Below are 5,314 nucleotides of genomic sequence, written 5' to 3'. Positions count from 1 at the left end.
GTTGATACAAAAGATATAAATTTAGAAATCCTGCATTTTAATGAGTTTATAAGCAATTTGTATTTGAAAAAGATGAAGAAGGATACATCAAAAAGACTCAAAAAAACTACATGGGTGTAATAGTAGTTTTTAGGCTATTATTAGTAAATACAAAAATATGATGAAATAACTTTATAATTTTTACAAGGGGATGTTGCAGAATGAATAAATCGTCCCAATATCATTAGAAGAACCTCCACGTAAAGCCTCACCTTGCCGACGGGCTAATAGACTCCATCAGCTGGCAGGCACTATTATGCCCACCGGCAAGGAGATGTAAAATTTCCTAAGAGAACCTTCTAATGATGGTACGATGATTATTCATAATTTTGCAACAGGTGGAAAAATTGAAGGCAATGAAAAAGCAAGAATCGAATCAAGAAAAACTATTGATGCTTTCTTAAATGAAAATCATAAATAGATAATTACTTGGGTGTTCAAAGATAATAAAAATATAGTATCAAAGAAGTGGAATTAATCTGCTTCTTTTTATTTTACAATACTCTGTATAATATCATTTTTCATATTTTCATAAATTCTTCTTACTTAGTTATAATTTATTATCAAATTTAGAGTTTATATTATAAGATGTATTTTTGTAATTGCTATATTAATCAGCAGTTCATTCTTATGATTTTTTAAAAAGGTCTTAGAGAATAGAGAAGTTATAGAGGAATTTAACAGACCAGTATTTGAAAGCAAAGCTACTTATGCACAAATCAAGGAGTATCTTTTGAAAAAATTTAATTTTAAATGTTGCGACACTATTGCATAGATTTAAAAAGTGTAAAATTCTACTGAGGGCCTTTATAATAAATCTAAAGTGGAGATGAAAACTATGAAAAACTATCTTGGAATCGCAGTGGTTTTAATAAGTATTTTGTAATTAACTGCATGTGGTGTTAGTAATAAAAAAATCAATCTACCTAATGCCGAAGAAGTAAAAGAAATTGAAATTATGAAAAACAATTCAGAAGATCGTGTGAAAATTGAGGGTCAAGATGAAATATCTAGCATTATTGCTGATGTTAAGGAAAACACCGATGATACCAATAGGGAAAGTGTTAACGCTCAACCCACAAATATTAATGATTATCTTATCATTAAATTACATCACAAAAATGTAGAAGGAGGTCTAAGCATAGCGTTTTTATATAAAGATAGAAACATTAGCTATATTGAACAGCCATATTCAGGTATTTGGAAATTAAGCGAAGAAACATTTGATAAAATCAGTGCTAACTTGATAAAATAATAATGATCAACATAGCCTTACTTATCGTACTTTGCAAGTTATATGTCATAAAAACTATAAGATATGTACGAAAGCTGTAAGCAAGGAAAAGATTTTTCTATATATTAAAACCAACCAAGAGTTTAGCTTTGTCTAAGAGGGTACTAAAAATCAAAAATATGAAAATTTTTTGATTTAGAAGAAGAGAATAAACGGAGGAGATAGATGGAAATCTCTAGTGAGAAGAATAATGAAATAGCAATATTATTAGATTTTGGCATAAGTGAAGAGGGATATGAGTTTGCTTCTAACATACAGATGGCAATGAAGTATGCGGAATTTGAGATGTCTGAGATTGTGTCAAAGCTTTATGAAAATGAAAATACACTTAAAAAACTTACACCAGAAAGACTATATACTAGCTGCAGCTAGTGGGGCAATATGTGGACTTATGGATATTTTTCTTGTGGGAAAAGCTGGGGAGTCAGCGATAGGTAATATTACGGACAAATGGTTTGAAAATCGCACTATGGATTTTGCTAAGATTTGTGGTTGGGATGGAAATAGTGATAGTTCTCTTTCCTCAGCAATAAAATATATAGAGAATAAGTTTAAGATTCCCTATGACCAGACAGGTGCGGGAGATGCTGCAAGGCTGGTCTTTGACCTTAATCCAAGGAATCATCATTTTAAATCATTGGGTCATAATCCGAGCTTACTAGGATTATTCTTCTCAATTCTTGATCAGTTTGCAAATACATCACATTTCATTTCTGAAGGAGAATTAATTTCTTTGCAAGAAGCTGATGATAAGTTCGTGCTCCAAGGAGCAAATATTTCTCCTAAATTGTTTTGCGGATTTATAAATTGGCTGGGCAATCTAATTTCAGATATGTCTGGCTCTTCAGCTAGTAAGGGAAGAGGAATGGGCATCCCATCACCATTATTGACTTGGACTAATGATATTATTGTTATTAAGAAGAAGCTTAATATTTCAAACACAGAGTTTGATAAGGCTATCAATAAATTTGCTTTAGAAATATATAAGCAAGGATATGATTTAAGATTTGAGGCTGCTAAGGCTGTACCAGTAATTGTTAATGAGTTATTGGTTAGGATGGTTTACTCTATCAGACGCTTGGTTCGATATTTTATGGATGATCAAAATAGGGATAGGTCTTTTGCCTTGATGTGGAAATCATGTGAACCTTTTTCTAATGCTAGTGTAAAAAGAATGCTTACCGTAGCTCATGGAACATTTTGTTTACTTGATGCAGGAGATGCACTTATTCAAGGATTTATTCAAGGTGCGGGGAATTTTAGAATCGATCAATTCTTAATGCGATTAAATATTGTGGGTCTCGGTAGATTTACAATTTCTTTATATGGTGAGGCTAATAGAGGGATAAAACTATATCAAGCACAAAAGAAGAATTTTTCTTTAAGACAAGAAAAAATAATTATTTCTGATTATATTGATGGATTAAAAATCCTCTCAGAAGTATATGATGATAAAGACCTCCTTTTGTTTACTCAGGAATTAAAGGAAAGTGATATGTATATAGAAGCCTTTGAAAAATCTGTTCTTTTGGCAGAGAATAGAAATGTTCCAAAGAATCAAATATTGCGAAATAAAGCGGATATTGACTCTTATTTCAAGGAGGGAAATAATTATGAAAACAAGTAAAAAAAGAAGTAAGCTTCAACAAGCACAGGATAAGGTACAAGCAACAATAAATCTTACTAATATTACTATTGAAGATCTCGGAAATCATACAAAGAAACTTTATGAGTCATTAACAAAAATCCAAGACTCATTTGATAATATCCGTAATGTGCCTAGTGATGAGAAACTTAAATATAAAAACTTGGAGAAAGAAAAAGCTGCTTGGAAAAAACAAGCTGAAAGTATAGAAAAAGAATATAATAAGGCACTTGTTAAAAATACCGGAGTCGGAGCAGCCGGTGCAGGCCTTGGCCTTGCTGTTGTAACATTGGGGCCAACAGCGGCTATGGGAGTTGCAACTACATTTGGCATTGCATCAACAGGGACAGCTATCGCTGCTTTAGGTGGGGCGGCAGCAACAAATGCGGCCTTAGCATGGCTTGGAGGTGGGGCTATAGTTGCAGGTGGAGGAGGAATGGCAGCAGGTCAAGTATTTCTTAGCATGGCTGGTCCTGTAGGATGGGCTATTGCAGGAGTATCGTTTTTGGCGAGCGGATTACTCTTTTTTAAGAATAGTAATGATAAAAAGAAATTAGAGAATCTCTTTACTACCATAAGTCATAGGGATATAAAATCATATCAGCTTGCAATTGTAGAAATTTTAGAGCGTATAAAACGAACAGATAATGAGAGTGAAAAGTTAGATGAGGCGATAGAAAACATTCAGACCTTTGGTCTTGACTATGATTTGATGACAGAAAAACAGCAGTACTCGCTAGGCGCTTATGTCAATTTAATGCATTCATCAACACAGCTTTTAATAAATCCAATCAAAGGATTAGAAGCAAAATTTTCGCTAGAGGATTTTGACTCTTTTATGGTTATGAAAAGTAAAAATATAGATATTAGCATATACAAGGATAGTAAGGGTTTAATTATATCGCTTGCCAACATGCTTTATAAGATTGATATAGATAAGGAAACTAAAACTCTCTTGTGGAAATCATTTAGGAAAAATAAAGAGTTTCTAAAGTCTATGGGAATTTCTAAGAAGGAGTTTGATATTGATATTATTGATCTTGCATTAGAGGCATTAGAATCTAAGTATGAGAATTGAGAATAAATTTTTAACTTTCTAAAATTAAGGCAAGTTAGAATTTGAGGATATATTTTTAAATGATTTATTTAATGAGACATGGTGCTGATCCTGATAATCGCTTTGGTGGATGGAGCGGAAATGGTTTAACTGAAACTGGTAGACTAGAGCTTCATAGGGTAAAGCATAAATTATCAGATAAGGGTATTACTAGTATATATTCTAGTGATTTGAAGCGAGCAAAAGAAACTGCTGAGATTGTGGCTGATTCACTTTCTTTGGATATAATATATTTGCCTCAATTTCGTGAAGTTAATAATGGATTATTAGCTGGTATGGAAAAATCAGAAGCTTTTGAAAAATATCCTGGAAAATATTGGAGAAAACTTGCTTGGACGGAAACATGGCCTGGGGGAGAAAGTCCAGAACAATTCTTTTTTCGTATTAAGGGTGCATGGTATAATTTTAAAAAACAAGTCGGAAAGAGAAATGTCCTATTGGTTACTCATGGTGGAGTAATTAATGTAATATTGTGTTTGGAAAATGGAATAGCTTATACAAATAAAGAAACGCATTTTCAAATAAAAGATGCAGGGATCGTAGAATTAGATGTATAAAAGTTTTTTTAATGACTTATATTATAGGAGTGGTACAAGTGACTGATAAAGGCGATAAAAATTTTTGGGATAGATTTGCTAAGCTATATGCACCTTTTATGAAAAAAGACAAAGGACTTTATGATGAAGTTTGTAAATACCTTAGTCCTTATTTGAATAAAGATATGGATGTGCTCGAACTTGCTTGTGGTTCAGGGCAATTTTCCTTTTCTCTTTCGAATATGACTAAGAGTTGGATTGGGACAGATTTTTCTGAGCAAATGATTATTGAAGCTAAAAAGCGTGGGGGAGGCGATAATCTTAGCTTTGAAGTGGCTGATGCAGGGAACTTATCTTTTGCAAATGAAAAATTTAATTGTGTCTTAATTGCTAACGCACTTCATATTATGCCCAAAGCAGATAGGGCAATGAGAGAAATATATAGGGTATTAAAGCCTAAGGGGATTTTGCTTGCTCCTACTTTTCTATGGAAAGAAGGCAAAGAAAGAAATATTTTAAAAAAGATTATGTCAATTTTTGGATTTAAGATGTATGAAGAATGGAATCAAGAATTATTTAAAGAATTTGTTGAAAAAAACGGCTTTTCAGTGCTTGAAATGAATTTGGCCTATGGAGGGTTGGCACCTATTGGGGTGATGATTGCCCAAAAAGAGTCTTGATAA

Annotated in this window: 6 protein-coding genes; all 6 read left to right on the top strand. The window is 32.7% G+C overall.

From position 1 onward, the window contains the following. The first annotated feature begins 955 nt into the window (after positions 1-955). A complete protein-coding gene (locus Q0W95_RS07325) occupies positions 956-1,294 on the top strand; it encodes a DUF5301 domain-containing protein (protein ID WP_297791383.1) in 339 nt (112 codons plus the stop codon). 204 nt (positions 1,295-1,498) lie between these two features. Further along, positions 1,499-1,705, top strand: coding sequence for a hypothetical protein (locus Q0W95_RS07320; RefSeq protein WP_297791381.1), 207 nt, complete (start codon positions 1,499-1,501; stop codon positions 1,703-1,705). A gap of 19 nt (positions 1,706-1,724) precedes the next feature. After that, complete coding sequence (locus Q0W95_RS07315; protein ID WP_297791379.1) at positions 1,725-2,960, top strand: hypothetical protein; 1,236 nt, start codon at positions 1,725-1,727, stop codon at positions 2,958-2,960. Further along, positions 2,947-4,056, top strand: coding sequence for a hypothetical protein (locus Q0W95_RS07310; protein ID WP_297791377.1), 1,110 nt, complete (start codon positions 2,947-2,949; stop codon positions 4,054-4,056). The genes Q0W95_RS07315 and Q0W95_RS07310 overlap by 14 nt, the downstream gene beginning before the upstream one ends. Positions 4,057-4,115: 59 nt before the next feature. Next, the gene (locus Q0W95_RS07305; protein WP_297791375.1) at positions 4,116-4,652 is read left to right on the top strand and encodes a histidine phosphatase family protein; all 537 of its coding nucleotides are present in this window, start codon (positions 4,116-4,118) and stop codon (positions 4,650-4,652) included. Between the two features lie 38 nt (positions 4,653-4,690). Next, positions 4,691-5,311: a class I SAM-dependent methyltransferase gene (locus tag Q0W95_RS07300; protein WP_366800493.1), complete on the top strand. Its 621-nt coding sequence runs from the start codon at positions 4,691-4,693 to the stop codon at positions 5,309-5,311. Positions 5,312-5,314: the final 3 nt, after the last annotated feature.

This window comes from uncultured Anaerococcus sp. (assembly GCF_947253225.1).
In the GTDB taxonomy this organism is placed as follows: domain Bacteria; phylum Bacillota; class Clostridia; order Tissierellales; family Peptoniphilaceae; genus Anaerococcus.
Note: the sequence above shows the minus strand (reverse complement) of the source record. Positions and strands in the feature narration are given on the sequence as shown.